Below are 26,432 nucleotides of genomic sequence, written 5' to 3'. Positions count from 1 at the left end.
GGGCGCCGGGGGGGACGATGGCCAGAGGTGGCCAGGGGGTGGCTGGAAATGAGCCATGGTCCCCGCGGGGTGGCTCAAGGGGGAGGCGGGCACATCATGACGACCGGCGGCGTGCACGCCGCGTCCGCCTCCACCTGGACGATCTGCATCATGCCGATGTCCTCGTGTTGCAACATGTGGCAGTGGAGGACGTACGAGCCCGTGTAATGGAGGAACCGCGAGCGGAACGTCAACGTCCCGGCGAACCCGTTCATGTCGTAGCCCTCCTTGGGCAGGAAGATCGTGTCGCGCCACATGGGGTGCGCGGGCGCCTTTCCGTTGATGGACGTCACGAGGAAGGAGTTGACGTGGATGTGGAAGGGGTGGAGCGATGCCATTTCCTGGACGTTGTTGATCGTCCACTCCTCCACGGCGCCGAGCGCGACGCACTGGTCGACGCGGCCTTCGCAGAACTCCTTGCCGTCGATCGTGAAATGGTATCCCGCGGTGCTATCTGCGCCCGGATCGACGGCGACCTTGAACTCGAGCGTCCGCGTGTTCGTGATCTGGTTCCCGGGCTTCATCGGGTCGTCGAAGGAGGGGTAGAGCGCGGGCGTCTTCATCGACGTCGGGATCTGGATGCTCGTGTCCGGCTCTCCCTCGACGACGATCGTGGCGAGGACCTGCGGCGTGGAGCAAGCAAAGCCGAGGTCGTAGCCGAGGGTCACCATCTGGTACGTGCCCGCGTCGAACCGGGCGAGGATGTCCACGCGGGCCCCCGGCCCGACGAGGTATTCGACCTCCGAGACGGCATTGGCCATCGGCATCGGCAAGGGCTCGGCGTAGGTGACCCCGTCCGTCGCCACCTGGACGTAAGGGACCGACTGCGCGCGGAGCGCGTTCTTCGCGGCCTCGAAGGCGGCGTGCTCCGCCGGGTCGAATTTCTTCGCCGGGCAGTCGTAATCGAACGGCGTGTAGCCGGCCTTCGGCAGGGACGTCGCGGGGTCCACCTGATCGTCCGGCACGCGGACGTACACGACGTCGACCGGCAAGTGGAAGCCGGCGTGAATGAGGCGATGACGCTGCACCTCGCTCGGGCGCATGCGGAGGATCGGGTTGACCTGGCCATTGATGTGGAAGAAATCCACCGTCCCAGCCGCGTCGGTCACGATCTCGTTGTAGGTCGCGAGGCGGGTCGTGCCATTGCAGGTCTGGAGCATGAACTCCCCGAGGACGAGGAGCTGCTCCTTGCCCTGGCCCGGCTGCGGATCGGGCGAAAAGAGCTTGTCGAGGTCGTCGTTCGCCTCGTCGCGGATGAGGATCGCCCCGGCCATGCCGCCGAAGACCTGGATGGCGGTCGAGCGGTGGACGTGCGGGTGATACCAGTACGTCCCGGCGGGGTGATTGGCCAAGGTCCCGTCCGGCATGCCGACGCCCTCGGGGATGTCGAACACGAAGATGTAACTACCGCCGGGAGGGATCTCGAGCAGGACGTCGTCGCCGGGCGGCCCGGGATCGACGTGCAGCCCGTGGACGTGGAGGTTCGTCGTGTTGTTGCTGTGCCCGGGGAGGTGGCCGTGCGCGCCACCGCCGCCGCTGCTGCTCGAGCTGCTGCCGCCCATGATGCCGCAATCGGCGGGGTCATTGGCGCTGCCGTCGTCGGGGAGGTTGTTGATGAGCGTGAAGCGGATCGTGTCGCCGGGCTGGACCAGGAGGGTCGGGCCGGGGATCGCGCCCGAATAAGCGCCATTCTCGAAGCTCGCCGTGCCCTGCTTGACGGTGACGTCGGTATAGGCGCGGGTCATGAAGGTATACGAACCCACGGTGACCTGCGTCGCGGTGATGGTCACCTCGATGTCGAGCAGGCGGCCCTGGGATCGGACCCAGGCGGGCTGAAAGAGCTCGGGGGCCACCGCCAGGTTCGGCGGCGGGGGGAGGACGGGATCGTCGCCGCACCCGAGGGTATCGGGCAAGAGGAGGCCCGCGCCCAGCGTGGCGCCGAGCCTCAAGAAGCCGCGCCGATCGAGCGATATCGCGAGGCCGGAAGAGCGTTTGTCGTGCCTGTTTTCATCATGCATGTAAGGACCCCTCGTGCGTCTTCGGTCGGCCGGGAGGACCGGGGAAGGACGCGGCCGCACCTGAAACCATAGGACTCGATGCAGGCGCGACACAACAGCACCCGTCGTGCCAGGCATCGACCCCTTTTATTCTCGCGCGTTTGCAGGGGGCGCGCGGGGCGCGGCGGTGTAACAGGTACATCCGCGGTACGGTCATGATACAGTCGCGCGCACGCGAGGCGCCCGGACCGAGCCGCTCAGCTCATCGCGTCAATGCTTCGAGGGCACGTCGTCGAAGTCGAAGCGGTAGATGTCCTCGAGCGGCGCGCCGGGCTTCATGAGGGCGTGCTCCTTGAGGAAGCCGGTGCGCAGGTCGTAGACCCAGCCATGGACCGTGGGGCGATTGTACCGCGCCCAGGCGTGCTGGACGATGCTGGTCTCGGCGAGGTTCTGCACCTGCTCGGTGACGTTGAACTCGACCAGGCGGTCGAGGCGCTTCTCGGGGTCGGCGATGGTCTCGAGGTCGCGGCGGTGGGCGCGGTAGACGTCCTTGATGTGGCGAAGCCACTTGTCGATGAGACCGAACGAGCGGTTCGTCATCGCGTTGCGCACGCCGCCGCAGCCGTAATGGCCGCAGATGATGATGTGCTTCACCTCGAGGACCTCGACCGCGTACTGGAGCACGCTGAGCATGTTGAAATCGGTGTGGACGACGAGGTTCGCGACGTTCCGGTGCACGAAGAGCTCGCCGGGCTCGGTGCTCGTGACGGACTCGGCCGGGACGCGGCTGTCGGAGCAGCCGATCCACATGAACGCAGGGGTCTGCGTGGTCGCCGTGCGCTCGAAGTAGTCGGGGCGAATGGCGAGCTTCTCGGCGACCCACGCTTTGTTGGCGAGCAGGAGTTTCTTGTACGCATCCATGACGATCACCTCGTCGCCGCCGGCAGCTCGCCGTCGGGGCGCTTTCCGCGCAGGTTCTTGAATTCGACCTTGATGTCCTTGAACTTCGCCGTCTCGCGATAGTCGTCGAGCACCTCGAAGGCGTCCCGGTCGACGTGCAGCGCCCGCGTGCCGTCGATGATGAGCGTCGCGCCCTCGGGGATCCTCGAGAGCTTCTCCTTGAGCTCGGCCTTGTGCACGAAGCTGATGTCCTTGTTGAAGCGCAAGAGGTAATAGTTGTCCTGCGAGACCACGATCATGGCCGCGTGCGAGTTCGTGCGAATGACGAAGAAGACGCCGAACGCGAGGCCGATGAGGACACCCTTCAGGAGGTCGGTGAAGACGATGGCGACGATCGTCACGAAGAACGGGACGAACGACGAGAGGCCCTCGCGCCACATCTCCTGAAAGAGCGCGCGCGGCATGAGCTTCGAGCCGATGACGATGAGGATGGCGGCGAGCGCGGCGAGCGGGATGCGATTGAGGACGCGGCCGAGGAGGAGGACGGCGACGAGCAAAAGAAGGCCGTGGAAGATCGTCGACCAGCGGGTGCGATTGCCGGCATACACGTTCGCGCTCGTGCGCACGACGACGGAGGTGACCGGCAGGCCGCCGAGCAGGCCCGAGGTGAGGTTGCCGAGGCCCTGCGCGATGAGCTCGCGGTTCGGCAGGGCGATCCGCTTGTACGGGTCGAGCCGCTGCCCCGCTTCGAGGGCGAGGAGCGATTCGAGGCTCGCGACCGCGGCGAGGGTCACGCCCGTGACGTAGACGCCCTCGTCCCGCAAGGCCGACCAGGCAGGGCGCGTGAGCTCGCCGAAGATGTCGAGCGGCGAGCCGAGGATCGGGAGCGTGACGAGGTGGCCGTCCTCGCCCCGGAGGTAAAACCCGGCCATGCCGCGGAGGCGAAAGAGCTCGTTCAAGAGGGTGCCGACGACGACGACGACGAGCGGCGCAGGGACGAGCTTGAGGGCCTTGGCGCGCGGGGCGACGAATTTGTCCCAGGTGAGCAGGATGCCGAGCGAGGCGCCCGAGATGAGGAGGGCGCCAGGGCTCGCGCTGAGCAGGGCCTTCACGATGGCCGAGAGGGTGTTCTCCTTGCCGTCGGGCTCGATGAAGCGCATGTCCATCTCGAAATCGAGGTCCCGGCCGAGGGCGTGCGGGATCTGCTTCAAGACGATGACGATGCCGATCGCCGCGAGCATGCCCTTGATGACCGCGTTCGGGACGTAGTCGGCGAGGGCGCCGAGGCGCAAGGCGCCAAAGGCGAGCTGCAGGACGCCGGCGAGGATGACGGCGACGAGGAACGCAGGATAACCGAGGTTGTGGATCGCGGTCGCGACGATGACCGTGAGGCCGGCAGCCGGGCCGCTGACGCTGACGTCCGAGCCCGAGAGGAAACCCACGACGATGCCGCCGACGAAGCCAGCGACGAGGCCAGCGAGCAGCGGCGCCCCGGACGCAAGCGCAATGCCGAGGCAGAGCGGCACCGCGACCAGAAAGACGACCAGGCCAGCCGCGGCGTCGTAGCGGAGGTAGTCCTTCCCGATGTTGTCCTTGAGCGTCATCGCACGATGCGCTTACAGCCGGCGCGGGGCGGTTGCCAGATGGAAGCGCATGAGGAGCGTCGAGATTCCGACGATGGGGACGTTGAGAACGTCGGGGGCCTCCTGTAAGGTGCGCGGCCGTTTGCCCCGGAGAGCCGGGCTGCAGGAGAAATGGCCCCCATGTCGATTCGTCGTCTGCGCCTTCGTTCGTTCGTGACCCTCGTGCCAGCCGCGCTCGGCCTGTGTATCTCGGCCCTGGCCGGTTGTGGCGGCGGCGCCACCACGGAAGCCGCCCCGAAGACGACGGAGCAAGCCAAGACGGAAGGCGCCCCGGCGAGCCCGGCGAAGGAGGGCGCATCGACGGAGGTGAAGGCGCCCGAGGGCGCCGCGCCCGCGCCCGCGGTGAAGGCCGCCGGGCCCAAGGAGAAGGAGCCCGAGAACCCGCCGAAGGACCACAAGGACATGAGCGTGGGGCTGATTTACCGGATCAAGGGGCTCAACTGAGCTTCCAGCGGGCGAGGGGGTGCTCGGCATACGAGCGCCCCTCGTCGGTGCTGTCGATGTCCTGGCGGAAGTCGTAGTTCTTGAAGGAAAAACGGCGCGGGTGGACGCGCAGGGCGGGGGCGCCGCTCGGGGCGCGGTGGAGGGACGTGACGCTGTAGGCGTGGCCGTGGGGGATGTCGCGCTCGCGCCCGCCGTAGACCGCGCCCGCGATGATGCGGAGCGTGTCGGCGCCGCCGCCGGTGACGATTCGCTCGCTCTTCGCGTCGTGGACGTGGCCGGCGAGGTAGGCGTGGGCGCGGCTCGCGAAGAATCGCGCGAGGTCACGCTGCTCGGCGAGCCAATCGTCCTCGAGGGGGTGATGGCCGAGGACGAGGACGAGCTCACGATCCCGCGCGGCGTCGTTGAGGAGGGCGCGCTGGCGCTGGCCGAGGCGTAACTTGCGCGGGTCGTCGTCGCCCGCGGCGAGGAGGGCGGTGTTGACGCCAATGATGCGGACGGACAAACCGTCGCGGGCCTTCTCGAGGCTGGTCCAGAAGAGGTCGCGGCAGGCGGGGGCGAAGCTCTTGGCGAACTCGAGGTAGGCGCTCTGGCGGCGGCGGAGCAGGGCTTCGTCGTCCTCGTCGTCGAGGGCCTCGTCGAGGTCGTCGTCGCCGCTGCGAAGGCCGCGGAGGAGGCGCTTGACGGTGCGATCGGCGTCGGCGCCGCGGTCGACGTCGTGGTTGCCGGGCACGACGAAGATACGGTCGGGGGAGAGGCCGAGCCGGCCGGCGACGTCGAGCAGCCATTTCGAGGCGTCGGCATATTGATCGGGCTTGCCGCTCCAGGCGATGTCGCCGGTGACGAGGATGGCGTCGGGGCGCGGGAGGCCCTGGCGTTCGAGGGAGGCGAGGTCGTCGCGGAGAATGGCGAGGATCTGGGATTGGTTGTGCCGATCGCCGGCGCCCGGGAGGCCAAAATGCAGATCCGAGAGGTGCAGCCAGGTGAAGAGGGCCGCGGGCTCGGGGGCGGGAGCGGAGGCGGTCATTGAAGGGGAGGCGGCGGCGGAGGCCGTCGCGGAGGCCGTCGCGGAGGCGGCCGTGGGCGTGGCGCCGAGGGCGCGGAGGGCGGCGACCTTTTCGGGGCCGGCCTCGTCGAGCAGGGTCTTCCAGGCGGGGCACGATTCGACGAGGTCGAAGCCGGTCATCAGGGACGCGTATTCGGCGTGGGCGAGGGCGAGCGCGCCGAGCGGGCCTTCGAGGCGGCCATGGTGCTGGCGAAGGAGCCTGGCGTGCTCGTCCCAGGCGAACGCGACCCAGAAGGCATCGACGGGGTTCTGATCGAGCCACGTCTCCCAGGCCTCGTCCGAGGACTTTTCGTCGGCGGGGTGGATGTGCAGGTGGCGGCTCAAGGCGAAGAGCCATTCATTGGCCGCGATGGTGCCCGCGTCGGCGAGCAGGACGGGGAGGGCGAGGGGGTTTTTCAGGTCGAACGAGAGGTTCGGCGGGCGGGACTCGGCGTGAATGCCGAGCCGGGGGCGGTGGATGTAGATGAGCCACCAGAAATCGTCCTGCTCGAGCACGCGGGCGACGTGCGCCTCCTCGCCGAGCGCCTGATCCCAGCGGGCCTCCCAGTCGAGCGCGTCGGCGGAGCCTTCGCCGCCGAGGAGCGAGGCATAACGACGACGCTCGGGCGCGGGGACGAGGTCACGCACGAAATCGCGGCCGAGGGTCGGGCCGAAGGCGCGCAAGAAGGCGCGGCCGAGGGTGCGGAAGAAGTCGCGGACGAAGTTCTGCGCGAAGGCGCGGCCGAAGGAGCGGAGGATGTCGCTGCGGAGGTCGCGGCCGAGGGACTGGACGAATTCACGGACGAACGTGGGCTTGGGGTTGCCGGTGAAGGAGCGCGGAAAGCTCCAGGCGAAGGTGCGGACGACGGTGCGGACGAAGGCCGTGGCGATATGGCGGACGGCGTCCTCGGGGATGGGCTCGCTCCGGGGGAAGGCGGCGAGCGCGCCCTCGTTGAACCGGACCATTCGCTCGATGAGGGGGAGCTCGACGAGGTCACAATCACCCATGCGATCGCGGGCGAGCTTCGGGTGGCAGAGCTTCGTGGTGATCGGCGCAGGCCGGGGCGCGGCGGAGAGCTCTCTCGGGATCTCGCGGAAGGCGAGCGGGGCGGTGAGAGAATGGGTCCAGTCGGAGAGGCGCCAGCCATAAGGCGACTGGAGGAGGAAATGGACGCGCTCGGGGTAATGCTCGGTGTAGGCGAGGCGGGACTCGATCTCGGCGCGGATGCGCTCGCGGAGCCAGCGCGCGGCGCCGAGGAAAGGCGCCTCGGAGGGGACAGGGCTCTCGGAGAGGCCGGTGAGCCAGCCGAGCGTGGTGCGATAAACGGCGGTGCCGCCGAGGTCGGCGAGGGCCGTCGCCCAGTGGTCGACGGTGGAGCGCTCGTCGAGCAGGGTGCCGAGGGCGGGTTCGTCACGGAACACGACGAGGTCGGGCAGGAGCTCGGCGAGGTCGGGGCGGGCGCGAATACGATCGGCCGCGCCGGGGAGGTCGCCGAGGAGCTTGGCTTCGAGGTGGAGGGCGGCGAGGGCCTCGGCCGAGTTGCCTTTTTCCTGGAGGTCGGCGCAGGCGGCCCGGAGCTCGCCGCGGAGGTCGGCGTCGCCGAATTCGCAGATGTCGTCGAGGACGAGGAAGATGTCGCCGGAGAAGGCGGGCTTTCGGGCCCAGCGGGCGAGGAGGACGGAGAGTATGACGCGGCGGTCGCGCTCGCGGGCGACGAGGCCGTCACGAATGGCGCGGCCGAGCGTGAGCCAGCCGGGGTGCTCGGGGGATTTCGCGAGCGCGTCGACGAGGTCGCCGACGAGGTCGCGGACGAGCTTGCGGCGGCGCTCGCCGCGCTTCTTGGCGAGGACGAACCAGCGGAGGAGGAGGACCTCTTCCCAGGCGCCGTCGCCGAGGTGCTGCCGGACGAACTGGCCCTCGTCGTCGTCGTCGACGTCGAAGCTGTCGGCGTGGGCGGCGAGGTATTCCTGGAGGGTGAGGTGCAAGAAGGAGAGCTTGCCGCCGCCGCGGTCGACGAGGAGGCCGACGCGGTCGCAGGCGAAATCGATGAAATCGCGCATCTCGGCGTGGGCGATCTCGTGGGAGATGTCGCGCTCCTCGTCCTCGGCGCGCGCTTTGTGGAGGTCGGTGAGGAAATCGAGGGCGTCGTCGCGGGAGAAGAGGCCGCGGACGCCGTGGAGGCTGCCGCTCGGGTGGGACTGGACGTGGAGGGCGAGTTTTTCCAGGTACGTGCGCGGGAGCTCGGTGCGCAGGCCGCGGCGCTCGAAGGCGTGTTTTTCGGGGCGCTCCTTGGCGTCGAGCCAGGTGCGGAGGAGCATGTCGACGCATTTCTCGTAGAGCTCGCCGCGCTCCTGGGGCAAATGGCCGAGGAAGCGGTGGACGAAGGCCATGAGCGTGAGCAGGAGCGGGTTCGTGGCGAGGGCGCGGACCTGCGAGGTGCGGAAGACGGCGCGACGGAGGGAGGATTTCTGGTCGTCGCGGCGGCGCTCGTTGTCGGGGATCTGGATCTGGTACCAGCGCTTGATGAAATGGTCGATGTCCTCGTCGGCGAGGGGGCCGATGCGGAGGTGCTCGAATTCGATACGAGGGAGCGCGATGTCGGCGGTGTAGCCGTGGATGCGGGACGTGACCCAGACAGGGCAACGCGGGTATGCGGCGCGAAATTCACGGACGGCCCTGGCGACGCGGCTGCGGGTGGAGGCGGAGCCGACCTCGTCGAGGCCGTCGAAGAGGACGATGGCCTCGCCCATCCGGAGCGTGGCCTCGAAGAACGCGGGGTGGGCATTCGGGAGGGAATGGTCCGAGCGGGCCCGCGCGGCGAGGAAATCGATCAGCGAGAGCTCGCTCTTGTGGGACTCGAGGGCGTATTCGCGCAGGGAGACGAAAAGAGGGACGCGCCACGGCGGGGATCGATACCCTTCGAGGCTGACGCTCGGATCGGAGTGCAGGAGCGAGAGGAACGCGAGGAGCGTGGTCTTGCCCATGCCGGGATCGCCGAGGACGAGGGCGGAGGAGCCACGCTTGAGGAGCTCGGCGAGCGTCGGGTTTTTCCGATCACGGTCGTCGGTGATGAACCGCGTGGGGACGAAGAGATCCGCGAGGCGAATGTCGCCGCGGGCGTCCTTCTGGCGGAGGGCGTCCGGGGGAAAACCGAGGAGGCTGAGGTGTTCGAAGGCGCGGGCGACGCGCTCCCGATAAAGGCGGCCGAAGGCGTGGAAATCGAAGCCGTCGTAGCCGGGGAGCAGCGCGCGGGCCGCAGGGGATTCGGGGTAATAACGGGCGAAGAGCGCGGGGACGAGGCGGAGGAGCTTGACGAGCTCGGACCTCGACCAGGTGCGCACGGTCCGGACGGTGTCCCAGGCGCGTACGTCGAGGATACGCACCGGGTCTTCGATGCTCCTCGGATCCGCGTCGACGACGTGGCCAGCGAAGTCGAAGCCTTCCCGCTGCGCCCACGCCTGGACGAGCTCCTCCGCGAGGACGGTGAGCTCCCGCGTCCACACGCTCCCCGACGAGAGCCGCTCCGTGAGCGGCGGGAGCGCCTCCCCGTCGGCCAAAACCCCCGGCAGCGACCCCGCGAAAAGCGCAACGTCGTCGTCTCGATGCATCGATCCGCCCTCCCCCGAGGACGGAGCTTAGCCCACGATCGGGAACATCTCCACGAGCGGCGCCCGCGCGCGGCTCGCCGCCGCGACGATGTCCTTCGTCGAAGCCTCGGCCGAGAGCCGCACGCTCATGCGCAAGGGGCCACCCTTGACCTCGATGCCGCGGGCGAGCAATTCCTCGCGGAAAGGTCCAGGGTTCTTGCGAATGGTGACGCCATACACGCGGACGCCGGCGAAGAGCTCCTCGGGCGCGCCTTCGAGCACGAGCGCGCCCCCCGCGAAGACGAGGACGTCACTCGCCCCGCGGGCGAGGTCACCCTCGGGCGTGCCGGGTTCGAGGCGCTCGGCCGAGAGAATGGCCGTGCGACCTTCGGTGGCGCGAGCGAGGGCGTTCATGACGAACACGGCCGCAGAGCCGTCGAGGCCCGCGAGGGGCGCTTCGAGGACGAGGACGGCAGGATCGGCGACGAGGGCGTGAGCGAGGACGAGGGCGCGGCGCAAGGGGACGTCGAAGGTCTCGACGGCGCGGCGAAGGAAGGTCACGAGGCCGACGCGCTCGAGCGCCGAGGCCGCGAGGTCACGCGCGGCGCGGGGAGAGAAGCCGGCGAAACGCGCGCTCCAGGTGACGTAGTCGTGCGCGGTCGTGCCCTTGGGCAAGGGCGGGTCGAGCGGGGCGATGCCGGCGACGTCGAGGTGGGCGCGCGTGGCGACGTCGAGGCCGGCGACGTGCAAGGTGCCGGCGGCGAGCGAGGCTTCGCCGGGCATGGCCGCCTCGTCGTGCCAGGGCGCGCGCGAGCGGAGCGGGACGGCCGTGAGCAAGGCGAAGAGGGCCTCGGCCTCGCCCGTGCAGAGGACACGATCGCCGCGCGCGCGGACCGTGAGGTGATCGATGGCGACGACGTCGTCGATCGTGACACGAGCGTCCTCGGCGTGGAGGACGGGCGGAGGCGCGGGTTCGGTCACAGCTCGTCGTCCACGGTCGCCGGAGCGCCGCCGAAGGAGACGTCACCGACGAGGTCGAGGCGCGCGAGCGGCTTCGTCCCGTCGTAGACCATGAACGGCGCGAGGCCCCGCGCGAGGTCGAGCAAGGCCGGCGGGATGACGATCGGCACGGCGCCCGCTTGCGGGAAGACGGAGGCGATGCCGGCGAGCTTGGCGAGCGCGAGCAGGGCGCTGTCGTCGTCCTCGGGGAACTCGACGAGCTCGGTGTCACGCGGGAGCTCGGCGCGGGCGCGGACGAACTCGAGGGCCTCACGCAGGCCGCCGATGTGATCGACGAGCTTGCGCTCGAGGGCCTGCTGGCCGGTCCAGACGCGGCCACGCGCGACGGCGTCGACGTCCTCGGGCTTCATCTTGCGGCCGTCGGCGACACGCGCGATGAAGAGGTCGTAGAACTGCTTGACCTTGACGCCGAGCTCGCGGCGCTCGTCGTCGGTGAAGGGCCGGTAGAGGCTCTCGGCGTCGGCGCGTGGAGCGGTGCGGAACTGCTCGAGGCCAACGCCGAGCTTGCCGAGGAGGCCGACGAGGTCGACCTTGCCGTAGAAGATGCCGATCGAGCCGGTGATCGTGGCGCGGTTGGCGAAGATCGGCCCGCCCGCGACGGCTGCGTAGTAGCCGCCGCTCGCCGCGGCCGTGCCCATGGAGACGACGAAGGGTTTGGCCTTCGCGGTGAGGATGGCCTCGCGCAGGATGACGTCGGCCGCGAGGGAGGAGCCGCCGCCGGTCTCGATGCGGAAGACGACGGCCTTGACGCTCGAATCCTCGCGGGCGCGCTTGAGGGCCTTCGCGATGGTGTAGGAGCCGGCGAGGCGGATGCCGACGAGCGGGATCGTCTGGCTCTCGCCGTCGACCATGTCGCCCGAGAGGTAGACGACCGCGATCTTCGAGGGCGAGCCCCACCAGGTGGGCGCGTTCGAGGGCGCGGCGTCGTCGACGATACGCGCGCGTCCGCCCATCGTCTCCTCGACGAACTCGTCGATCTCGTCGTCGTAGGCGAGCACGTCGACGAGGCCGCCGCCGCGCGCCTCGGACGCGATGAAGGGGCCCTTCGCGATCGTCTGGCGGAGCGTGGAGAGCGGCATCTTCCGGCCTCCGCCGACGTCGTGCATGTAGATGCCCTCGAGCTGCGTGAGCAGGTCGATGTGATCCTGGCGGCCGATCTCGGTCGAGCTCTTGCGCGTGTACTGCTCGGCCGCGAGCTTGTGCTCGGCGACGCGCACGAAGTCGGCCCGGACGCCGAGTTTGTCGAGGACGCCGCCGTAGTACATGTACTGCGAGGAGAGGCCCGCGAAGCGGAGGCCGCCGGCCGGGTTCATGGCGATCCGATCGGCCTGCGAGCAGACGTGGAGGGAGCGGCCGCCGGCGTCTTCGAGGTGGCAGAGGACCTTCTTGCCGCTCGCGCGGAGCAAGCGGATCGCGTCGCCGACCTCCTCGGCATGCGCGAGCGAGCTCGCAGGCTCGGCGCGGAGCTGGAGGACGACGCCGTCGACGCTGCGATCCTCGGCGAGGCGCCAGAGGCGACGGAGGAGTTTGACGTGGTTGCGGACGCCAGGCGTGGAGTTGATGCGGATACGCGCGACGCGCTTGGGCGTGGGCAAGCCGGGCTCGCGGTAGCTGCGGATCGCGGCCGTGGCGTAGTAGCCGACGTCGCCGCCGCCGAAGATGGCGCCGCCGCCGGCCTGAAACGTCGCGAGGTTGAGGTCGAGGCCGACCATCGCGGTGAGGTCGGGGCTCTGCGCGAGGTCACGCACGGAGACCTCGCCGCGCAGGCGGCCGACGCGCGGGACGTCGATGCCGAGCGTGGCGCGCGGCGTGACCTCACGCGTGCGCTCGTGGATCGAAGCTTCGAGGCCGAGCTCGGCGAGACGCCGTCCCCAGAAGGGGCGGAGCGCGACGCCGAGGTCGTAGCGACGATCGGCGTTCGTGGTCCAGTCACGCGCGACGGCGGCGGCGGAGAGCCAGGTGGCAGGGCGAAACGTGAGGCCACTCGTCACGCCGAACTGATCGTCGAGGGAGAGGCTGTCGGCGTAGGACCAGCCGAAGGTGGTGCCGAGCGCGAGGGAGTCGCCGAGGTTCATCGCGAGCCCCCAGCGCAGCCACTGCTGCCTGGCGCCTCCGGCTGCCGCGAAGTCGGAAGGGTCGTCGAGCAGATCGACGCGCAGGCCCGTGGCCAGGCCGAGGAACGGGAGGCCGAGGTCGAAGGCATGCCCGTTCGTCGTGCCCACGGCCGAGGGCGCCTGCGCCATGGTCCAGCGCAGCTCGGCGCCCGGCAAGAAGGCGAGGTTCGCGGGGTTGTAAGCGATGCTCGACGCGTCATCCCCGGCCGCGACGGGTCGACCCGGGGCGGGGACGTACCTGCTCTGGGCGTGGAGATCCGGGGAGGAGGTGGTGACGGCGGCGAGCGCGAGGGCCCCGAGGGCGAAGGCGGAGAGCTTGTTCATAAGGTCGAGAGCCGGCGCTGTGCGGGCGATGAGCGACCATACCACGTAAGCCGGGATCTCCGTCCCCATGTCGCGCCTTGACGGCTCGGCTGGTACGTCCGCACCAGTCCTGGTGGACGGGAAACCGATCTGCTAGCGTCGCGCCGTGGCATCCGAGACGATTTCGCAGCCCAACGCCAAGACCTTCACGCCGGAAGAGATCGTGACGGAAGTGCTCGCCGGCCGGGTCCGGGTGCCTTCATTTCAACGAAGCTATCGGTGGCAATGGGAGGACGTGCGGCGACTATTCGATAGCATTGCGAAGGGTTACCCGATCGGAAACCTGCTTCTGTGGAGCCGGTCGGCCCCGGCCGAGCGCATCCAGCTTGGAGCTTTAAAAATTTCCGGGGAAAGAGGTTCGGCCCTCTACGTCGTCGACGGTCAGCAGCGCATTACGAGCCTGGCCAATGCCTTGACGGACGAGGGCGCAAACGACCCTCGGTTCGCACTAGCATACGACCTCAAGGATCCAAATTTCAGAAAAATTCAGCAAGACGCCCCGGCGCATATCGTTCCGCTGCCTGTCATCTTTGATCTTCAGCGGCTGATCACCTGGTTCGCGGATCACCCCGAACTTGATCGTGTGCTCCTCAATCGGGCCTCGCAGCTCGCGAAGGTGATTCGTCAGTACGCCATTCCCGCATATGTCGTCACGCAGCAGGAAGAACAAATCCTTCGCGACATCTTCGACCGAATGAACAATTACGGGCGACGACTGAGTCGAGCTGAGGTCTTTGCCGCACTTCATGGGCAGACCTCGAAGGCAGGCTCGAACATAAATTTCTCGAAGCTCGCCGAGGCAGTCAACGCTGCGACAGGCTTTGGTAGGATCGACGACGATACAGTATTGCGGGCGTTTTTAGCGCGGCGCGGTGGGGACGTATCGCGCGATATTCGTCAGGAATTTTCGGAGGGCGTCGAGAGAGACTTTGGCGGGGAAAGCACGGACGACGCCTACGATGGCGCCGAAGACGCGCTCATATCTGCCGTGCAATTTTTGCAAAAATTCGCAGGAGTCCCACATTTTGGATTTTTGCCTTACCGATATCTCCTTGTCGTATTGACACGCTACTTCGCCCACCATCCCAAACCGAGTGCGCGGAACCGCACGCTGTTGCGGCGCTTCTTCTGGCGCGCCGCGCTGGCCGGACCAATGTTACATGGTGCGTGGACCTCCACCATGCGCGCCCTCGCTACTAAAATTACACCCAAAGACGCGTCTGGATCGGTGCAGCGACTGCTCGACGCCGTCGACCAGCGAATGCGAGGACTTCCTCGACTCACACATTTTCGAACCAACACAGCCGAAACGCGGGTCTTTCTCTGCGCCCTTTGGTCACGTGGCCCGATATCGCCAATCGACGGCGGCTCGTACGACATTGATGGGATCACGCAGAGCCTTGGAGATGAAACGCGCGCGACCAATGCATTGAAGACATTTTTTCACTCGCCGCCCGATACGTATCGTGCTTGGGCGGCAAATCGGGCAATCGTACCCGAGGATGTGGGCGATGACGTGGTTGTCGCATTCGTGAGAGGACCATCGGAATTCAACGTCTCGATCCAAGCGAAGATCCTGGCATCCCACGCCCTCGACATCCAGATGATCACCATGCTGGAGGCAGGTGACGCGGTGAGCTTCCTCGAGGCCCGTCAGGAAAAACTCACCCAGGTCCTCCGCGACTTCCTCGAAAAGATGACCGAGACCAAGTTCGAGGACACGCCTCCCCTCGACGAGCTCGACATGGACGACGATGAAAGCCGCGACGATGCCCTCGACGCTTGAAGAGCAACATTTTGCGGTTCTCCTGCACGGCCGTCGCATCGCCACGCTGCACCGCAGGGCCGATTATACGTGGCTGACGTTCGAGCCGAGCTACATCGAAGACCCCGATCGAGCCGTGCTGGGGCTGCGCTTCGAGGAGAACCTCCTCGCGCGATACGCGGCAAGCCAGCGCCTCCCGCCCTGGTTCTCGAATCTTCTCCCCGAAGGCCCCCTGCGCTCGTGGATCGCCGAGGCCCGCGGCGTCCCCATCGTACGCGAAATGGAGCTCCTCGCGCACGTGGGACACGATCTGCCGGGAGCCGTGCAGGTCCTCGAAAGCGACGAGGCAAGGCGAGCACCCGACTCGGAGCGCGAGGTCGTCTCGGCCAAACCGCGGCCCTTCGTCGACACCGGATGGAGGTTCTCCCTGGCAGGAGTTGGGCTCAAATTCTCGATGCTCGAGAAACGAGGGCAATTCACCGCGCCAGGCGTAGGCGAAGGCGGTGATTGGATCATCAAACTGCCTGACGCGAACCACACAGCCGTGCCCCTCAACGAGTTCGCCATGATGACCCTCGCTCGCGCAGCGGGCATCGAGGTGCCGGATATCCGTCTCGTGGATCGCGATCAGATCCAGGACCTACCGGACGACGTATGGCCACGCGACGAGAGGACTGCCTACGCGATCCGTCGCTTCGACCGGTCTCCCGATCGCAAACCCATCCACATCGAGGACATGGCCCAGGTCCGAAACGTCTATCCGGAAGGAAAATACCACGGCTCCTTCGAAACCCTTGCGGCGCTCCTGTACCGTGGTCGAGACCTGCCTTCGCTACTGGAGTTCACCAGGCGCCTCGCCTTCAACATTCTGATCTCGAATGGCGACGCGCACCTGAAGAACTGGTCACTCATCTACCGGGATGGCCGCATCCCCTCCTTAGCGCCCGCCTACGACCTGGTCGCAACCTCGGTCTACCGCCCCGCGCATTCGCCCGAAGACACAGGCCTGAAATTCTGCGGCTCCAAGCGCTTCGAGCGCATCACGCCGGCCTGCTTTCCTGCACTAGGCAAAAAGCTAGGCGTCTCGGCGTCACTCACCGAAGAAGTGAGCGCGGTCGTCGACCGCGTCCTCTGCGCGTGGCCCGAAGTCGCGGAGCTCTTGCGCGATCATCCGACCATGAGAGCCCGAATCGAATCGTCGATCCAGCAGAGGTCCGAGGCCTTGCGCTGACCTCATAAGGTCGAGAGCCGGCGCAACGTCTCGGCCTCGGCGTCGTAGATCTTCCTGATCTCGACGAGGGCCATGCGTCCGGCGAGCGACGAGAGTAGCGAAGCCTTGATGTCGATGTCGCCCTCGACGATCCGGCGCGCGCGTCCGTCCGGGGCCGCTTCGAGGCGGCAGGTGCCCGAAGCGCTGAAATACTTGCGGAATTGCTCTCGCGGGGAGACGGACCACGAGGCCGCGTGATCGGAGAGCCGGTAGATGGAGCTCTCCTCCCAGGAGAGGGCCTCGCGGGCGACGTCGTAGCCGCGGAACATGGCGAGCGGCGCGCTCGCCTGGAAGCGAAGGACGCGGCGTAACTCGCCGTTCTGGATGACGTGCTCGATCGTCTCGACCGAGGCGACGGCCGTGCTGGCGAGGTGGGGGACCATCATCGCGCCGAGATCCGGCGAGAGGAGGGCGAGCTCCAGGGCGTCGAGGGGTGCATCGAACTCGTGCGTGATCTCGAAGTGCAAATCCGTGGCTCCCTTGCGCGATCCGTACTGATCTGAACGAACCCCTCAGGCCTAGAGGATCCCTCGGGCCCGGAGCGCCGCCTCGATCTCGGGTCTGCGGCGCTCGAGCTCGGGCACGTCCTTCACGGGCAGAAAGCGCGACGCAGCCCCGTCGCGCGGGACACGGAGGAACTGCGGGTCGAGCGCGGTCGTGATCTCGTTGACGATTCGCTCGAACTGCACCGCCTTCGCCTCGCCGACCTGCTTGTCGACCTCGACGTACGTCCACGTCATGTCGAGCGAGGCCAGGGCCTCCGCCGAGACGAGGAACGTGTTCGTGCTGAAGACGGGCATCTGCGCGGGATCGAAGCCGACGGGCAGGCGCATCTCCTCGGTGATGATCTTGCGACCGTTCCAGCGGATGGGGCCGCCGCCCTTGTCGCTGCCGACCTTGCTCACGACCTCGACGGTCAAAGGCCCGCCGTGCGCGAGGTGGAAGCCGAGGATCGCCGGATCGACGGTGGCGCCGAGGTTGTCGAGGTTCGCGATCCACACGGTCTTGCCGCCTCGTTGGATGAACCGATCGAGCAGTCCGCTCGCGCGGAGCGCGTCGGGGAGGTCGCCGTGGCCGGTCGCGTAGACGCTGGGCTCGCCATGTTCGTCCCGGAAGATCGTGCCCTCGCGCGTGAGGCGCAGCGAGACGAACTGCTCGAAGGTAGCGACGTCGCCTCTGTTCAGGTGATCGCCGAGCGCCGCGCGGATCGGGCCTTCGGTGGCCTCGCTCGTCATGAGCCAGAGAGGACAGGTCGCGCCCGTCCGGCGGGCGAGGGCCTCCATCTCGGCGAGCCGCAGATCGAGGAACGTCCTGCCAGGCAGCGCCTCGACGAGCGCCTTCACGACGCCGCCCATACGCGTCGCCATGCCGCCGGCGAGCACACACAACGCGACCTCGCCCCGCGCGAGCGCCTCGCGACCAAGCGCCTCGAAGCGAGCGTACTCGGCCGTATCCGGACGAGGTGCGTCGACGACGTCTCCCTCGGCAGGCGGGAGGACCTCACCGGGGAGGCGGTTTCGCTTGTCGCGATCCTGGCCGATCGTGGAGGCCCAGGCGGCGAGCCGCTGGGGATCGAAGCCTCGCGCCCGGAGGCGGGCGAGCAGGGCCGGCGGAAGAGCAGCGATCTCCTGGTCGAGCGTCACATCAGCGGAGAAAGCATGCCGCTCGGGTGAAGGCAACCAGTCACGGCCCCTGCTCCCCGTCAGGGTTTTCCGTGGGGTGCCGTGGGGACTCCCACCGACCCGGGATCCAGACGTATTGAACGCCGTCATCGTGCCAAGCGCCCGGGATCCAGACCATTCCAGGCGCCGGCGGCGCCGTCTTGATCTCCGGCAAGGGCGGAGGCGGACCCCCACCCCGCGCCGGCGTCTCCGGGGTGCCGGCGACACAAGCCGCGAGGAGCGAAGCAAAGAGGAGGGCGAGCGGGCGGGCTGTTCGATTCATCCGTGAAGCACCATGGCCCACACGTCGTAGAGGGCGTGCGTCCAGACCGCAGGCGCGAAGCCGCGGAACACGTAGATCGCCGTGAGGACGAGGCCGCAGACGGCGCGGAAGACGAATGATTGGACGTCAAACGAATCGCCGAGCGCGCCGACGTAGTGCCAGGCCGAGAAGGCGACGGCCGCGACGACGGCCCAGAGCAGCGTGAGCACGACCCGACGGACGCCCGGGCCGAACATCGCCTTCACGACGAGCGCGCCGAGGCCAAAGAGCCCGGCGCGGAAGGCGATCTCCTCGTAGAAGCCCGCGCCCATCGACATGACGACGCCCGAGAAGGCGCCACGTGTCTCGACGCTCGGGCCGAGCGTGAGAGATCCGACCGCGTACGCCGCGACGAACCGCATGAGGATCGCGTAGAGCGTGCCTTCGAGGGCGATGAGCGCGAAGCGCTTGCCCTCGAGCGCGCGCTTCTGGCCCGTGGCGGCGAGGACCACGACGAACGCGATGCCAACCGCGACCGTGAGCCCCGCGTACGTGGGCAGGCTGTTCTCCGCCAGCGAGGTGAGCTCGACCGTGACGGGATCGGCGGCGTTGCGGACGGGGAGGAAGACGACGCCGAGGTGGTAGAGGAGAAAGATGGGGAGCGTCAGGCCGAGGTCGGTCCAGGCGTCGCTTTTCTCCGGGACTTTGCCCGGCTCTTCCTTCGCCTTCGCCTCGTCCGCCATCAGGAGGGCCTCAACCGGTAGACGATGAACACGACCTCGGCGACCCAGATCATGATGTTCATCATGAAGGGGACGTCGCGCAGGATCTCCTGCGTGGGGCTCTCGGCCTTGGGGCGGCTCACGACGAGCTGGAGGAAACGGACGACCCCGAAGAGCGGGTGGATCGTGGTGACCCAGAGCCAGGGGTTGTCGAAGAAGCGCTGCGTGTCGTGGTCGAGCGTGTACGCGAGGTAGGTCGCGATGGTGGCGACGCCCGTGGCCGCGAGCGCGAGGGTGAGCGCGCGCGGCGAGTAAGCCTCGAGCGCGGCGCGTTGCTTGCCGGCGTTCGCCGCGGAGGCGAGCTCGTGGCGGCGCTTGCCGAAGCCGAGGAAGAGCGCGAGCAGCGCCGTACACGCGACCATGAAGCCCGAGATCGGCGTCTTCGTGGCGAAGCCGCCGGCGAGGACACGAAGGACGAACCCGAGCGCGATGAGGCCGACGTCGACGTAGGCGATCTTCTTCAGGCCAAACGAGTAGGCGACGTTCTGCGTGAAGTACGCGAGCGCGACGACGAAGAACTGCCACGGCCCGAAGGCCGCGCCGCCGAGCGCCGTGAGGACGAGCAGGACGGCCATCACCTTGGCGACGGAGACGGGGACCTGGCCGCTCGCGATCGGGCGGAAGCGCTTGACCGGATGCACCCGATCGGCCTTCGCGTCCACGAGGTCGTTCATCGTGTAGACCGCCCCGGCGAGGAGGCAGAACACGCCGAACGCGCCGATCGCGCTCTTGATGATCGACGGGTGGGTCAGGTGCTTGGCGAAGACGACCGGGGCCAGGACGAAGAGGTTCTTCACCCACTGGCTCGGCCGGACCGTGCGGATCATCCCGCGGATCCGCCAGAAAAGACTGCCCTGCTTCGAAGGCGGGATGAGCGGCGTCGGCTCCGAGAGCGGCGCGCTCGCCCCCAGCTCCAGGGCGGCGCCGCCCGGAGACGGGGTCATGGCGAGCGCGTCGGCCTCTGTCGAAGCAGAAGAGGCGCGGCGACGCTCGTCGTCATCGTTCGAAGAAGGGGCCCGAAGAGGACCGGGGACGGCCACGACGGCGGAGCATACACACGGCCCGGGGGTCGGGCCACACGAGTGCTGAAAGGACGCCCGGCGAGGGCCGAGAGTCGGGAAGGCCGGCCCGCTCCGTACCCCGCGCTGCAGAATTCAGGAGGTTCGAGCAGGCGTCGACGATGATCGTGCTAGCATCCTCCCCAATGACGTCGGCGCTCTCGATCGCGCGGGAAACGACGCCCGTGCTCCAGGAGCTCCGCTCCGCGGTGGAGCAGGCCCTCGAAGGAAAGCCCGAAGCCGTGGAGCTCGCGCTCATCGCGCTGCTCGGGCGCGGCCATGTGCTGATCGAGGACGTGCCCGGCGTCGGCAAGACGACGCTGGCGCGCGCCCTCGCGAGGGCCGTGGGCGGCGAGCTTCGGCGCGTGCAGTTCACGAGCGACCTCCTGCCGAGCGACGTGCTCGGCGTGAGCGTCTTCGACCAGCGCACGGGGGAGTTCGTCTTCCGGCAAGGACCGATCTTCGCGAACATCCTGCTCGCCGACGAGATCAACCGCGCGAGCCCGCGGACGCAGTCGGCGCTGCTCGAGGCGATGAACGAGGGGCAGGTCTCCATCGACGGCGCGACGACGCCGCTGCCCGACCCGTTCTTCGTGCTCGCCACGCAGAACCCGCAGGACTTCGCGGGCACGTTCCCGCTGCCCGAGTCGCAGCTCGACCGGTTCATGGTGCGCATCCGGCTCGGATATCCGCCGCCGCACGTGGAGATGCGCCTGCTCTTGCAAGGCGGCGACGGCGACCGGATCAAGGGCGTGCCGCAGGTGCTCGAGCCGTCGGCGCTGGTGGCGCTGCAGCGGGAGGTCGATCGGGTGGAGCTCGACGCGTCGCTCGCGACGTACCTGCAGGCCGTGCTCGCGGCGACACGCGCGAGCCCGACGCTCTCGCTCGGCGCATCCCCCCGCGCCGGGATGAACCTCGCCCGCGCCGCGCGCAGCCGCGCCGTCCTGCACGGGCGCTCCTACTGCATCGCCGACGACATCCACGACCTCGCGGTGCCCGTGCTCGCGCACCGGATCCGCCTCGCCGCGCACGCCGAGGGCTACATGCCGAGCCGCGACGAGTGCGAGAACGCGGTCCGGGACATCGTCGCGCGCGTCCCGGTTCCACTCTGAGCGAGGGACGCATGGTGGCGGACCGGAGGCAGGCCGAGTCGCTCGCCGTTCGGGGCGACAAACCCACGCGGGAGGTTCGCGCCGGCAAGCCGGAGGCGACGCCGATGCCGCCGCGCCAGGAGAGCTCCGCTTCGCGGTTCCTCCGGTCGTTCGGGAGCTTCAAGATGCCGCGCCGGCTGAAGTTCACCCGCGAGGGGAAGTACTTCGTGGGCATCACGCTCGGCGTGGGCTTCGCGGCGATCAACACGGGCAACAACCTGCTCTACCTGCTGCTCGGGATGCTGCTGTCGCTGATGGTTGTGTCGAGCGTGATGAGCGAGCTGTCCTTGCGGACGCTGACGGTGACGCGGCGGCTGCCGACGCGGGCGCAGGTGGGGCGGGCGCACCTCGTGGAGATCGAGGTCTACAACCACAAGAAGCGCATCCCCTCGTACGCGATCGAGGTCGAGGACCTGCGCGCGGGACAGCCCGCGGACAAACGCTGCTTCTTCCTGAAGATCAGCCCTTCGAGCGCGCAGGTGGCCGCCTACCGGCGCACGCCGGCGCGGCGCGGGAGGGACCGGCACACGGGCTTCCGCATCGCCACGCGTTTCCCGTTCGGGCTCTTCGAGAAGTCCCGCGAGGTCATGGCCGACGGCGAGCTCGTGATCTACCCGGCCGTCGATCCCGTGCGCCTGCCGCCCGAGGATCGTGGCCGCGCGCTCGGCGGCGTGGGCACCGCGGGGCGCGGAACGAGCGACGAGACGTACGCGCTGCGGCCGATGCGCGAGGGCGACGATCCGCGCGACATCTACTGGCGCAAGAGCGCGATCACGAACCAGATGATCCTGCGCGAGCGGGCGCGGGAGACGCGGCCCGACGTCCGGCTCGTGGTCGACGTGGTGCGGCCAAAGGGCGCGGGCGACGCGTTCGCGCAGGGGTTCGAGAAGCGCATCCGCGAGGTGGCCTCGCGCGCGGTGGCCCACATCAAGCGAGGCGACGGCGTGGTGGTCGCGACGAACCTCGGCGAGGAGGCGCGCGGCGACAGGAACATCGGTTCGGATCGGATCCTCCGGTTCCTCGCGCTGCTCGACGCCGTGGACGAGGAGCGGGTGCAGGAGATCCAGGAGCGCCGCGGGCTCGCTCGGGGAGGGCCTTCGCGGGCGAGCGGAGGGCAGGCATGAGGTTCGGGCTCGTTCATCGGGTGATGACCGACGCGCTCGCGGTGCTGGGCATCCTGGCGCTGCTCGCGAGCGGGCAGTTCGGGCCCTGGGTGAGCGGCTCGCTCATCGGCGGGCTCGTCGTCGCGCTGCTCGTCCGCGACGTCTGGGAGAAGTACCCGGCGCTGAAGCACTTCGACGCGATCACCTTGATCGGCGTGCTCGCGCTGCAGATCGGGCGGCTGCTCTTCGACGCGAACGCGAACGTGCTCGACGTGGTGATCGAGTTCGCCGCGGCGCTGCAGATCATCCGGCTCGCGACCCGCAAGGGCGCGGCGCACGACCAGCAGGTGATCGTGCTCGCGCTCCTGCACCTGATCTCGGGCACGGTGCTCGGCGGAGGCCTGGGCTACGGGCTCTGCTTCCTCGGCGTGATCATCGTGGCGCCGGGCGCGCTCGTCCTGAGCCACCTCCGGCGCGAGGTCGAGGGCAACTACCGGCAAGGCGCGCGCGACCGCACGGGCTTGCCCGTCGACGTGCCGCGCATCCTGCGCTCGCGCCGCGTCGTCGGTCGCACCTTCCTCGGCGTGACGTGCCTGCTCTCGGTGCCGATCTTCGTCTTCACGGCGCTGCTCTTCGTGCTCTTCCCGCGCGTCGGCCTCTCGCTGCTGCTCCTGAACCGCGGGCACTCGGGGCGCGTGATCGGCTTCTCGGGGCGCGTCGACCTCGGCGAGGTCGGCGTCCTGCGCAGCGACCCGACGCTCGTCATGCGCATCGAGATGCCGAACCTGCCGGACCCGCCGCCCGCGCGGATCCCGCTGCACCTGCGCGGCGCGGCGCTCGACGCCTACGACGGCCGCACGTGGACGCAGACCGAGACGTGGAAACGCGCGGCGGAGAACGAGGCCGGCATCGTCCCGATCGACGATCGCTGGCCCGACTCCAAGCTCGATCCGGTGATGCGCGTCGACCTCGAGCCGATCGACCCGCCCGTGCTGTTCCTGCCGCCGTACGCCTCGGGGCTGCGGCTCCGGACGCGCGCGACGGTGGGGCCGGAGCCGCACGCGATGGCCTTCAAGGGCCCCGAGGGCGAGCTCCGGTATCAGCCGCTCGACGACCGCGGCATCAAGTACGACATCTTCCTGTCCCGCAAGAAGAGCCCGACGTTCCGCAAGCTCCCGAGCTCCGAGCGCTGGAAGTACCTCACGCTGCCGCGGAACATGTCGGACCGGATCCGCGAGCTCGCCGCGACGTGGACGATCGAAGCAAAGACGCCGCTCGAACGAGCGCGCTCGATCGAGAACCACCTGAGGACCGAGTATCGGTACGACCTCGCCTCGCCGTCGGGCAAAGATCCGCAGCCGCTCGATCACTTCCTGTTCGAGTCGAAGCGCGGCCACTGCGAGTTCTACTCGACCGCGATGGCCGTCATGCTCCGCACGCTCGACGTGCCGACGCGCAACGTGACGGGCTTCGTGGGCGGCAGCTACAACCGGTTCGGCAAGTTCTACGCCGTGCGCCAGGGCGACGCGCACTCGTGGGTCGAGGCGTGGATCGACGAATACGGCTGGCTCACCTTCGACCCGACCCCGCCCGCGGACGCGGCGCCGAAGAGCGAGATCGTGGGCGTGTGGGCGTACCTGCGCGACCTCATCGAGGCGACGAGCCAGCGCTGGGATCGGCACGTGGTGAGCTACGACCTGAGCCAGCAGGTGGGGCTCTTGAACAGCCTCACCTCGCGCTATCGCCGCGGCGGATCGAAGTCGGACGGCGGGCCCCGCGGCCGCGTGGGGCTCTTCGTCGTGGCAGGCATCGTCGCGGCGGCGGGAGGCGCGGCGCTCTGGATGCGGCGCAAGAAGCAACGCGCGGCCACGGCCTCGCGCAGCGCGGATCCTCGCTCGGCGAGCGCCCTGCTCGCGACGGCGCTCTACGAGGCGCTCGACGCCGCGATGAGCGCGCGGGGCGTGGGCCGTTCGCCGAGCGTCCCGCCGCTCCGGCACGCGCAAGCGCTCGTGTCGATGTCACACCCACTCGCGGAGGAGGTCCTCGATCTGACCGAGATCTACATCGCGGCGCGGTTCGGCGGCGTGGTGATCTCGGACGAAGATCGGCGGCGCTTCGAGCGGCGGGTGAAGGCGATCCGTCAGCCAGGGCCGCAGCACCAGCAGGCCGCGGCCGCGCCCGCGTCGTGAGCGGTTCGCCGCGTCAGGGCGCGCGGGAGGCCGAGGGGCCGGGCCTCCGCGACGACGCGCGCGTGCTGGCGGCGACCTGCATCGCCTTCGCCAGGATCACGTGCTTGACCGACGCTCCCGTCAGGCCGACCTCGCCCGGCGCGAGGCGCCCGACCTCGTCGAGGAACGCCTGCGCCGCGTCGTGCTCGCCGAGCAGCGAGAGCACCGCGCTCTGATCACGCAGCGTCCCCGCCACGACGGTCGACGTCGCCGTGTCAGGCACGATCGGCGCGGCGATCGCGGCCATCACGCGCTGGATCGGCTTGAGCGAGGCGGTCGTCGAGGCCTTGCGATCGGAGGCGCCGAGCGGCTGCGGCGCATACTCGAGCCAGCATCCGTCGACCGTCAGGTGCGAGACGAGCCGCTTCGGCCAGCGGCGATCGATCTCCGCGTGCAGCGGCCGCACGTCCGCGAGCTTCGAGAGCGCGAACTCGCTCGGCTGCCCGGCGATCGCGTAGTCCCTGAGGAGCGGCTCGATCTCCGGCTCCACCGCGAGCAGGCTGAGCGCCACGCGCCCGCGGTGCAGGAGCCGCTCCGGCACGATGAGCACATCGGGCCGCTCGCCGCGCAAGAGCCGCGCGGACCAGAGCCGGAACGCGAGCGCCGGCGAACGCACGAGGATCGCCGAGCTCGGCTCGAGCCGCCCGAGCGCGCCGTCCGTCCACTCCTCGGCGGCGAGCTGCTTGCCACGATCCGCGACGTAACCGGCCTCCTCGGAGGAGAGCGCGACGAGCGTCACGTGAAAGACGACGACGAGCACCGCGCCGCTCCTCGCCATCGGCAGGCGCAGATCGAGCAGCTTCTGCGTCACCCAGCAGACGCCGAGCGCCGAACACACGGCGAGCGCGGCGACGGCGAGCGCGCGGACGGGCGTCATCGGATCCGCGTAGAGCGCGGCGAAGGCGCGCGCGGGGATCAAGGTGTCGAACGCGACGAACGCGACGAGCGGCGCGACGAGCCCGCGGGCGCGAGGCGCGAGGAGCGCGGCGATCGCGCCGCCGAGCGCGATGAGCAAGGACGCCACGCCCACCTCGCGCGCCCAGGCTGAGAGACTCGACAGCCGCGGCCCGGCCACGTCGAAGCCCGTCAAGTCCGCGGCCGAGAGCGCGCGACCGACGTCGGCGAACGCGCGCGGCGCGAGCGGACGGACGGCGAGCGGCACGAGCAGGAGCAGCGCCACCGCCGCCATCGCCGCGAACGAAACGGCGACGAGCTTGCGCGAGGGGATCGGCGTCGGCGTGAGGCCGAGGGGCTTGCCGAAGGGCAGACGCTCGACGATCGGCGTCGCGAGCACGGCGAAGATCGCGGCGAACGCGGCCGGCGGGCTCTCCGCGAGCGTCGCCCCCGCGAGCGCGCCGAAGAGCGCCGCGCCGGGCGCCACGCGCGCGCCCTCCGCGCGGAGGACCGAGGCCCCGGCGGCGAGCGTCCCGAGCGCGAGCGCGACCGCGATCATCGCGCCGCCGCCGACCGTCGCCTCGCGTTGCCACACGGGCGAGAGCGCCGCCGTGAGCGTGCCGAGCGCCGCGAGCCCCGATGCGAGCGTCGGCCCGGCGCCGAGGGCACGCAGGAGCCGCCGCGCGAGACCAAACAGCAAGACCGAAGCGACCCCGAGGGCGATCGCCCCGCCGAGCGCGGCCCGGAACGTCCGCGGGCCGAGCGGCAAGAGCCCGAGGGCCTGCGTCAGCGGCGTCGAGGCGCCACCACCGACGCCCACCGCGAGCAGGCCGAGATCCCTGAGCGCTGGTAGATCGTCTCTCCACTGCCCGCTGCCCGCGGCCCTCATGAGCGCGAGCCCGAACGGCAGCGCCACGGCGACGGTGCGCAGCGCGCGCTCGTGCCAGGCGAGGCGGGTCTCTGCGGGTGCGGGGGACGAACGAGGCATCGGCACGGGGTCTCTCGTGCCAGGGCCCACCGGAGACGGCCAAGTTTCGGGCCAGCGTGCGCCGCCTCGCCCCGACCGTTCGGCGGAGCGGTACGATTTACGGTTTTTCGCTGCGCGAAT

General features: G+C 69.1%; 18 protein-coding genes. 6 read left to right on the top strand and 12 right to left on the bottom strand.

From position 1 onward, the window contains the following. Positions 1–74: 74 nt before the first annotated feature. The 3 genes from GF068_RS22640 to GF068_RS22630 all read right to left on the bottom strand — a co-directional run bounded on the left by GF068_RS22640 (position 75) and on the right by GF068_RS22630 (position 4,540). Positions 75–2,057 carry a multicopper oxidase family protein gene (locus GF068_RS22640; RefSeq protein WP_170319618.1) on the bottom strand — a complete coding sequence of 661 codons (1,983 nt, stop codon included), beginning with the start codon at positions 2,055–2,057 and terminating at the stop codon, positions 75–77. 249 nt (positions 2,058–2,306) lie between these two features. Beyond that, the gene (gene can / locus GF068_RS22635) at positions 2,307–2,957 is read right to left on the bottom strand and encodes a carbonate dehydratase (protein ID WP_153821514.1); all 651 of its coding nucleotides are present in this window, start codon (positions 2,955–2,957) and stop codon (positions 2,307–2,309) included. A 5-nt stretch (positions 2,958–2,962) separates the two neighbouring features. Then, entirely contained in the window at positions 2,963–4,540 is a 1,578-nt protein-coding gene (locus GF068_RS22630) for a SulP family inorganic anion transporter (RefSeq protein ID WP_153821513.1), read from the bottom strand. A 159-nt stretch (positions 4,541–4,699) separates the two neighbouring features. Between GF068_RS22630 and GF068_RS22625 the strand changes: the two genes are divergently transcribed. Continuing rightward, complete coding sequence (locus GF068_RS22625; RefSeq protein WP_153821512.1) at positions 4,700–5,023, top strand: hypothetical protein; 324 nt, start codon at positions 4,700–4,702, stop codon at positions 5,021–5,023. Here the strand turns inward: GF068_RS22625 and GF068_RS22620 are convergent. From GF068_RS22620 to sppA, 3 genes are read right to left on the bottom strand one after another with little or no spacing between them, the layout of a single operon-like run. Further along, positions 5,016–9,674 carry a metallophosphoesterase gene (locus GF068_RS22620; protein WP_153821511.1) on the bottom strand — a complete coding sequence of 1,553 codons (4,659 nt, stop codon included), beginning with the start codon at positions 9,672–9,674 and terminating at the stop codon, positions 5,016–5,018. The genes GF068_RS22625 and GF068_RS22620 overlap by 8 nt on opposite strands. A 27-nt stretch (positions 9,675–9,701) precedes the next feature. Further along, the gene (locus GF068_RS22615; protein ID WP_170319617.1) at positions 9,702–10,634 is read right to left on the bottom strand and encodes a P-loop NTPase family protein; all 933 of its coding nucleotides are present in this window, start codon (positions 10,632–10,634) and stop codon (positions 9,702–9,704) included. Then, the gene (gene sppA, locus GF068_RS22610; protein WP_153821510.1) at positions 10,631–13,111 is read right to left on the bottom strand and encodes a signal peptide peptidase SppA; all 2,481 of its coding nucleotides are present in this window, start codon (positions 13,109–13,111) and stop codon (positions 10,631–10,633) included. Before sppA ends, GF068_RS22615 begins: the two co-directional genes overlap by 4 nt. 145 nt (positions 13,112–13,256) lie before the next feature. On the opposite strand from sppA, the gene GF068_RS22605 reads away from it, so the two are divergent. Together GF068_RS22605 and GF068_RS22600 are read left to right on the top strand one after the other, a co-directional pair. Next, entirely contained in the window at positions 13,257–14,936 is a 1,680-nt protein-coding gene (locus GF068_RS22605; protein ID WP_153821509.1) for a GmrSD restriction endonuclease domain-containing protein, read from the top strand. Further along, positions 14,905–16,146, top strand: a complete 1,242-nt coding sequence (locus tag GF068_RS22600; RefSeq protein WP_206079520.1) for a type II toxin-antitoxin system HipA family toxin — start codon at positions 14,905–14,907, stop codon at positions 16,144–16,146. The genes GF068_RS22605 and GF068_RS22600 overlap by 32 nt, the downstream gene beginning before the upstream one ends. A gap of 2 nt (positions 16,147–16,148) precedes the next feature. Here the strand turns inward: GF068_RS22600 and GF068_RS22595 are convergent, their stop codons facing one another. The 5 genes from GF068_RS22595 to GF068_RS22575 are packed head-to-tail and all read right to left on the bottom strand — an operon-like array spanning position 16,149 to position 19,834. Next, positions 16,149–16,652 carry an SRPBCC family protein gene (locus GF068_RS22595; RefSeq protein ID WP_153821508.1) on the bottom strand — a complete coding sequence of 168 codons (504 nt, stop codon included), beginning with the start codon at positions 16,650–16,652 and terminating at the stop codon, positions 16,149–16,151. A 51-nt stretch (positions 16,653–16,703) separates the two neighbouring features. Beyond that, positions 16,704–17,828, bottom strand: a complete 1,125-nt coding sequence (locus GF068_RS22590) for a UTP--glucose-1-phosphate uridylyltransferase (protein WP_338046513.1) — start codon at positions 17,826–17,828, stop codon at positions 16,704–16,706. Positions 17,829–17,868: 40 nt separating this feature from the next. Next, positions 17,869–18,129 (bottom strand): YXWGXW repeat-containing protein, encoded by a 261-nt coding sequence (locus GF068_RS22585; protein ID WP_153821506.1) that lies wholly within the window; start codon positions 18,127–18,129, stop codon positions 17,869–17,871. After that, a complete protein-coding gene (locus GF068_RS22580; RefSeq protein WP_153821505.1) occupies positions 18,126–18,851 on the bottom strand; it encodes a CPBP family intramembrane glutamic endopeptidase in 726 nt (241 codons plus the stop codon). Before GF068_RS22580 ends, GF068_RS22585 begins: the two co-directional genes overlap by 4 nt. Continuing rightward, on the bottom strand, positions 18,851–19,834 hold the full coding sequence (locus GF068_RS22575; protein WP_153821504.1) for a decaprenyl-phosphate phosphoribosyltransferase: 984 nt from the start codon (positions 19,832–19,834) through the stop codon (positions 18,851–18,853). Before GF068_RS22575 ends, GF068_RS22580 begins: the two co-directional genes overlap by 1 nt. 260 nt (positions 19,835–20,094) lie before the next feature. Between GF068_RS22575 and GF068_RS22570 the strand changes: the two genes are divergently transcribed. Genes GF068_RS22570 through GF068_RS22560 form a run of 3 tightly spaced genes read left to right on the top strand, consistent with a single transcriptional unit; the run spans position 20,095 to position 24,391 of the window. Continuing rightward, positions 20,095–21,060, top strand: a complete 966-nt coding sequence (locus GF068_RS22570; protein ID WP_153821503.1) for an AAA family ATPase — start codon at positions 20,095–20,097, stop codon at positions 21,058–21,060. Positions 21,061–21,071: 11 nt separating this feature from the next. Continuing rightward, on the top strand, positions 21,072–22,223 hold the full coding sequence (locus tag GF068_RS22565) for a DUF58 domain-containing protein (RefSeq protein ID WP_240807206.1): 1,152 nt from the start codon (positions 21,072–21,074) through the stop codon (positions 22,221–22,223). Further along, complete coding sequence (locus tag GF068_RS22560) at positions 22,220–24,391, top strand: transglutaminase TgpA family protein (RefSeq protein ID WP_153821502.1); 2,172 nt, start codon at positions 22,220–22,222, stop codon at positions 24,389–24,391. The genes GF068_RS22565 and GF068_RS22560 overlap by 4 nt, the downstream gene beginning before the upstream one ends. A 13-nt stretch (positions 24,392–24,404) precedes the next feature. Here the strand turns inward: GF068_RS22560 and GF068_RS22555 are convergent, their stop codons facing one another. Further along, positions 24,405–26,312: a hypothetical protein gene (locus tag GF068_RS22555; protein WP_420814131.1), complete on the bottom strand. Its 1,908-nt coding sequence runs from the start codon at positions 26,310–26,312 to the stop codon at positions 24,405–24,407. Between the last annotated feature and the right edge of the window lie 120 nt (positions 26,313–26,432).

The organism is Polyangium spumosum (genome assembly GCF_009649845.1).
Classification (GTDB): domain Bacteria; phylum Myxococcota_A; class Polyangia; order Polyangiales; family Polyangiaceae; genus Polyangium; species Polyangium spumosum.
Note: the sequence above shows the minus strand (reverse complement) of the source record. Positions and strands in the feature narration are given on the sequence as shown.

What these genes read in the sequence shown, in the direction of transcription:
- GF068_RS22640 (WP_170319618.1), bottom strand. Translation starts at nt 2,057, where the DNA reads ATGCATGATGAAAACAGGCACGACAAACGCTCTTCCGGCCTCGCGATA.
- can (WP_153821514.1), bottom strand. Translation starts at nt 2,957, where the DNA reads ATGGATGCGTACAAGAAACTCCTGCTCGCCAACAAAGCGTGGGTCGCC.
- GF068_RS22630 (WP_153821513.1), bottom strand. Translation starts at nt 4,540, where the DNA reads ATGACGCTCAAGGACAACATCGGGAAGGACTACCTCCGCTACGACGCC.
- GF068_RS22625 (WP_153821512.1), top strand. Translation starts at nt 4,700, where the DNA reads ATGTCGATTCGTCGTCTGCGCCTTCGTTCGTTCGTGACCCTCGTGCCA.
- GF068_RS22620 (WP_153821511.1), bottom strand. Translation starts at nt 9,674, where the DNA reads ATGCATCGAGACGACGACGTTGCGCTTTTCGCGGGGTCGCTGCCGGGG.
- sppA (WP_153821510.1), bottom strand. Translation starts at nt 13,111, where the DNA reads ATGAACAAGCTCTCCGCCTTCGCCCTCGGGGCCCTCGCGCTCGCCGCC.
- GF068_RS22600 (WP_206079520.1), top strand. Translation starts at nt 14,905, where the DNA reads ATGAAAGCCGCGACGATGCCCTCGACGCTTGAAGAGCAACATTTTGCG.
- GF068_RS22585 (WP_153821506.1), bottom strand. Translation starts at nt 18,129, where the DNA reads ATGAATCGAACAGCCCGCCCGCTCGCCCTCCTCTTTGCTTCGCTCCTC.
- GF068_RS22580 (WP_153821505.1), bottom strand. Translation starts at nt 18,851, where the DNA reads ATGGCGGACGAGGCGAAGGCGAAGGAAGAGCCGGGCAAAGTCCCGGAG.
- GF068_RS22575 (WP_153821504.1), bottom strand. Translation starts at nt 19,834, where the DNA reads ATGACCCCGTCTCCGGGCGGCGCCGCCCTGGAGCTGGGGGCGAGCGCG.
- GF068_RS22570 (WP_153821503.1), top strand. Translation starts at nt 20,095, where the DNA reads ATGACGTCGGCGCTCTCGATCGCGCGGGAAACGACGCCCGTGCTCCAG.
- GF068_RS22565 (WP_240807206.1), top strand. Translation starts at nt 21,072, where the DNA reads ATGGTGGCGGACCGGAGGCAGGCCGAGTCGCTCGCCGTTCGGGGCGAC.
- GF068_RS22560 (WP_153821502.1), top strand. Translation starts at nt 22,220, where the DNA reads ATGAGGTTCGGGCTCGTTCATCGGGTGATGACCGACGCGCTCGCGGTG.
- GF068_RS22555 (WP_420814131.1), bottom strand. Translation starts at nt 26,312, where the DNA reads ATGCCTCGTTCGTCCCCCGCACCCGCAGAGACCCGCCTCGCCTGGCAC.